General features: G+C 39.5%; 4 protein-coding genes and 1 pseudogene. 1 reads left to right on the plus strand and 4 read right to left on the minus strand.

The features are described from left to right. The 4 genes from HMPREF0650_RS01630 to HMPREF0650_RS01645 form a co-directional block, all read right to left on the minus strand. The coding region (locus HMPREF0650_RS01630) for a S1 family peptidase (RefSeq protein WP_004347800.1) at nucleotides 1-1,046 on the minus strand (1,046 nt) is incomplete at its 3' end. Continuing rightward, nucleotides 1,043-2,227: a ComEC/Rec2 family competence protein gene (locus HMPREF0650_RS01635; RefSeq protein WP_040562075.1), complete on the minus strand. Its 1,185-nt coding sequence runs from the start codon at nucleotides 2,225-2,227 to the stop codon at nucleotides 1,043-1,045. The genes HMPREF0650_RS01635 and HMPREF0650_RS01630, both read right to left, overlap by 4 nt. A 98-nt stretch (nucleotides 2,228-2,325) precedes the next feature. After that, nucleotides 2,326-3,609 (minus strand): PDDEXK nuclease domain-containing protein, encoded by a 1,284-nt coding sequence (locus HMPREF0650_RS01640; protein WP_004347806.1) that lies wholly within the window; start codon nucleotides 3,607-3,609, stop codon nucleotides 2,326-2,328. Between the two features lie 12 nt (nucleotides 3,610-3,621). Continuing rightward, complete coding sequence (locus HMPREF0650_RS01645) at nucleotides 3,622-4,911, minus strand: site-specific integrase (protein ID WP_004347808.1); 1,290 nt, start codon at nucleotides 4,909-4,911, stop codon at nucleotides 3,622-3,624. Between the two features lie 541 nt (nucleotides 4,912-5,452). Here HMPREF0650_RS01645 and HMPREF0650_RS12570 point away from each other — a divergent pair. Then, nucleotides 5,453-5,626: pseudogene (locus HMPREF0650_RS12570) on the plus strand (TraM recognition domain-containing protein); the annotation flags it as partial.

Consider the following 5,626-nt stretch of genomic DNA (forward strand, 5'->3'; position numbering starts at 1 on the left):
ATATTGTGTGTCTTGCCACATCCGGCAGGACCGTAAGTGCAATAGACTTTTTCTTGTTTGTTGACCACATATAGAATACTCTCATGTATTTGCTTCCAAGAAAGCAATTCCTTTTTCAAAGCAACCTCTACAGTTTTCCAATTTGGCGTGTCACTTTTTAGACGTTCCATGTCGCGCTGCATCCCGATGTTGTAATCCAACTCAGGCAAGGTTTCATCAGGAGGGGTGACGAATAGCGCAGAATTCGTTTTTTGCAAACTAAGAAATACTTGCTTGCCCGTGCGGAGTATCTCTTTATGCTTCTCCAGATTCCGAATATCCCACAAATTGGCAAATAGTGTTTCAAAAGATTGGTTAGGCACATCCAACTCTGGTTTATACCGATTTCCCGCCAATGCTATCTGTTTGCGTAGTTTTTCGACACACTCTTTTCTGCCATAAGCAATCTCTTGAAATTTTATATAGTCAGATTCGGCGGGCACACCTTGTGCCTTTAATTCAGCTTCAACGCTCTTTATGCTTATAAAGCCGATATGGCTATCCAATATATTTGTCACAATGCCGATTATCTTATCACCATCTGTATAGACTGGTGATCCTGAAAAACCTGCGTATTCCGTAAGATGCTTCTCGTCTTCAAATACGGCATAGGCATCAAAATCACCATTTAATGCTGTATAAGTTTCATCCACCCTTATCTTGACCGACTGGCCAACAGCTTGACCTATCAATGTACTAGGATAACCCCAAAATCTGAAATGTGTTTTTGCCTCTATCGGCATATTAAGCAGCGAACCATATTCATGGCTCACAGCCTCGTCTTTCAACGTCAATATGGCAATATCCTTTCCAGGTTTTACTATTGTAAGTTCACACTCATAATCCTCTTCCTCAATTTCTACATATATAGAATTGCCGTTTAGGGCAGAGCCAACCACATGAAATGCCGTAAGCAGTCTATTGTCATCCACAAAGAAGGCAGTTCCCCCTTCCGTACCACATTCCACTTTGTAAGTGATTGAAGGTATTGTACTGATATTGCTCATAAAGTTATTTCATTAATATGTTCCACGTCTATTTTTATTCCCTCTTTCTTTAGCATCTGAACATTAATTTTCATCTTATTATAGATGTCGTTTTTATAATAGAGCGAATTAAAGTACATTATACGCTTCTTTATAGTCTTCAATAAAGGTTGATAGATGATATTAACAATGGCATGCAAGTGTGGTGCAGAACTTGTGCATCCACAGAATATCCAGTTTGAGCTATCAATATGCTTCAAAAGTTCTTTTGATAAATTGGCATCACTTCCATGATGAGAAACTTTGATTGCATCAAAATATATTTTCTCATTCAAAGATATTTGATTTTTTTTCTTATAAGCCTTTATTCCTTCTATCACAATCTCCGATGAAGCGTCTCCCAAGAGCAAAATTTTCTTGTTGCCTAATTCCCAAACAAACGCAATGCTGGCTCTATTGGTTTTAGAAGTATCTTCTCTATCAGGTTTCCCATATTCGGCTTTCATTGTGCTAATAGAAGTTGAGATTTTATTCTCAAGAAGCAAATCCTTTTGATTATAGAGCAACGAGAGTAACTCAAATAATTCCGCTCCTTTCTCTTTCCCTTGCTCAAGCGGATATCTCTTATAAAACTTCCTTGCAAATTCGTCAAGAATATATTTGTTCAGTTCATCTATAGCAGCCTGGGTGGGCGATACTATAAACATCTTCCCCAATTCACCTAAAGTAAGGTATTCGCTAGTAATGAGTGTTAGATTTTTATTCCAAGCATCCTTCCAATTTCTTTGAATCAATGTAGATAACGCCAATACATTTTTTGCTGCAACGGTATGTTCGGTCCTTGGCTTCCATTTGGGAACAGTAGTCTTTAATTTTTCAATTTGTTCCTTCTCAAAATCAGTAAGTGGTTCGATCTGTTGGTCCTCTTCCTTCTTTGCGAAAAGATTATTATAAATGATATGGCCTATTTTAAGTTCTGGCATTTGATTCAGCATATTGCAAATACCATCAATGTGGTCTACGTCAATATGTGTCACCACCAGATAGTCTATATGGCAATGAAGCGTGTCTGTAACAATAGCCTTTATCTCAAGGGTGAACACATGGCAGTCCACCATCATAGAGAAAAAAGTACCATCATCTTTAGCTGCAAGGCAGAAAATGCAGTCACCATTACCAGAAGTGGGGAAAAGAAGTTTCATATTATGATAGATGAATATTATCAACACCTTGGGTGTTGGAATACAAGCAGTGGATGCCGACTAAAACACTCCAATGTGAGCGGATTAAAACAAACTACTCAGACGATTTCTCCTTTATCAACTATCTTTGACAATTCTTCCTCCACTTCTTCCACCGTAGGCAGAGCCGACTTCAAATTGTCAGGGATTGCCTTTGAAAGTTGGTAATCGCTGACACTGATTGGCTGGTCGTAGCCAGAGAGGGCATATTGCGCCAACACCTTATCGCCACCATTGCAGAGGAGCAAGCCAATGGTCTTGTTGTCATGTTCGCCACGGAGAGTGTCGTCTACTACATTGATGTAGAAGTTCAATTGTCCCATGTATTCGGGTTTGAATGGCGTCGCTTTTAGTTCGATAACCACGTATGCATGTAGTTGGATGTTATAGAGGATGAGGTCGGCATAGAAATCAGAATCGCCTACTTCAAAATGCTTCTGCTGTGCCACAAATGCAAAGCCACTCCCCATTTCCAAAAGATACTTGGTGATATGAGATACTAATTGCTGTTCAATGTCTCGTTCTGCCATCTTATCCGTTTGCCCCATCAAATCAAAGATGTAAGGGTCTTTCATCAGATAGTTGGCGAGGTCGCTTTGCGGTTTGGGCAATCGTGCCGAGAAGTTACTCACTTTCTTTGCCGTAATCTGTCGAGCGAAAAGATTTGTCTCTATCTGTACTTGCAGAACATTGCGACTCCACCCATTAGCAACTGATTGCGTAATGTACCAATAGCACTCGCCCAAAGGAAGCTTACTATTAAGCAGGATTACATGGCTCGCCCAGTTGGTGCGAACTATGGCAGAATGCTTGAAGATTTCCTCTATCTGACTGATGTCGCAGTGATAGATTGCTGACAATGTTTCAGTAACTTCTTCTAATTGTGCAACAGGCTGTTGCGTAATTGTATTCGATCGATTTTCCGTGGCTTGGATTAGTGCAACAGATTGTTGCACAATTTGATTGAGTTCGTTTGTCAGACTTAAAACCTTCTCTACAGTCGGAGTTGTGAGCATGCTATCTATCCTGTCCATCTCTTTCAGCACTTCCAACGGATAAGCACTGGCAAACTGGCACATATAGAAGATATTTCTGCGAGAATATCCTTTCTTATCAGGATATTTTGAGCGTATCGCCTTGGATAGGTTGTCTATTACTTTGCTTCCCCAACCTTCTTTCTTTTGGAGATAAAGGATAAAATGTCCCACTTTCCAATAGTGGAAAAGCATATCTGCGTTTGCAGAAGCTATTAAGCGTATTTGTGTATGCTCAAGATCGGTACCGATGGCTCGTACAACAAGAGATAGATCTTGGTTCCCTGTTTTATTTATTTCTTGGCTCATATCGTTTCGGTGTTATAATTGATTGAATTTACTCATGGCATTTGCCTTAATGTCATCTGCAATATCAATATAGGGTTTCATAGCCTTGTAATCACTGTGTCTTGTCCATTTCATCACAACTTGAGGCGGAATACCCAATGCAAGTGCATTGCAAATGAACGTTCTACGACCAGCATGTGTGCCGAGTAGGGCATACTTTGGGGTAACCTCATCAATGCGCTCATTACCTCTGTAATAAGTTTGGCGTACTGGTTCATCGATACCTGCCAATTCTGCCAGTTCTTTGAGATAATCATTCATTTTCTGATTGGTAATGACAGGCAACACCTTATCATCTTCAAATGCCACGTCCTTGTATTTGTCAAGTATCGCTTTGCTGTGGTTGTTCAGCTCGATAATCAAACTATCAGAAGTCTTGACCGTTGTAACCTCTATGTGGTCGCCCTTTATATCACTTCTGCGAAGATTGAACACGTCGGAATAACGCAAACCTGTGAAGCATTGAAAGAGAAAGACATCACGCACTCGGTCTAAGGCTTGCTTGGCAGCAGGTATTTCGAACTCTCGGAGTTTGTTCAGTTCCTCCCATGTGAGGAAAATGATTTTCTTCTGTGTGCTTTTGAGTTTGGGCTTATAACTGTCATAGGCATTGTTCTGATGCACACCATTCTTAAATGCCCAGCGTAAAAACCATTTCAAGAAACTTAGTTGCTTACCAATAGTCGAATTGCGCATTTCCTTTATATCACGGAGATAAGTAACATAATCATTTAGACCTTTCTCATCAAAGAAATCAAATGTAAGTCCATCACGAAAGTTCATCAAATGATTTTTCACAGCAGCAAACTTCTCGTAAGTAGAATCAGTCCAATCATTCTGTCGTCCACAATCTCTCACAAACTCATCGAATACCTTGTAGAAAGCATTAGGTGTTGATTTCTTCGGTTTGACTTCTTTCTCAATAGGTTTGTGCAGGGCGTTGAATGCCTCTTTTATTTGTTCAGGGGTTGGCATTATTTCTTCTACTTCAAACTTTTTGAAAATTTCCTGTACCTCTGTATAATAGCCCAAGAGTGAAGCATTGATTTCAGAAGCTGATTGTTTCAATTTGTTTGTGCAACCGTTTCTTACTCGCTGCTTATCAGAATCCCATTTCGCAGCATCAATACGATAGCCTGTTGTGAATTCAATTCGTTTGGAAGCAAAATTGACACGCATACGGATAGGTACATTCTCAACAATGAGAACTCCGTACTTTTTTCTGCTTTCCAACGTGAAGATAATATTTCGCTTGATGTTCATACTTTGGAGGTTTTGATTTCTGCACCCAAATTTACACCCAAAAATTGATTCTACAAAAGATTTTCCATGAAATCTTATTTTATTAACATTCTACTTAAAGTGTTACTATACAACAGATTGAACGTTTATGATACTATTTGAAGGTTCAAGAGAAAGAGCCTCTCTCTCCGCTTGATAGATTTAACAAAGCCTTTGAGTTTCAATAACTTAAAGGCTTTTTTAATGCTCTTAGCTTTTCTTTGACCCACTTTTTGACCCACTTTTTGACCCACTTTTTGACCCACTTTTTTCTCCGAAGAATAATTCAGCATGAAATATTTTTTATTTGTTGTAAAGTATTTTCATAATTCACATATTACTGATTCTTGGAATACTTCTGTAATGTAACGGACTAACAAGAAAACAGAGGAACTAACCACCCTTCCACAAAAGAACTTCCAATGAAAGATTTTATGTTATTAACAAGTCGACCCTCAAAAAGGCGAGATTGCATTTTTGAGGGTCGACTAGTTAAATGATTTCCAAGAAGCGACTCTGTAGTATTGACAACCTAATCGCGACCAGCCGAAGCAACAAGGTGGCGGTTCTGCTGGGCTTTCAGGATTACAGCCAGCTTACCCGTGACTATAGGGGACAAGGAAAACCGTGTGATACAAAATACGGTAGGCAACGTGTTCAGCGGTCAAGTGGGCGGTGAAACGGCAAAAATCCTGTT

Source organism: Hoylesella buccalis ATCC 35310 (assembly GCF_000177075.1).
Lineage (GTDB): Bacteria > Bacteroidota > Bacteroidia > Bacteroidales > Bacteroidaceae > Prevotella > Prevotella buccalis.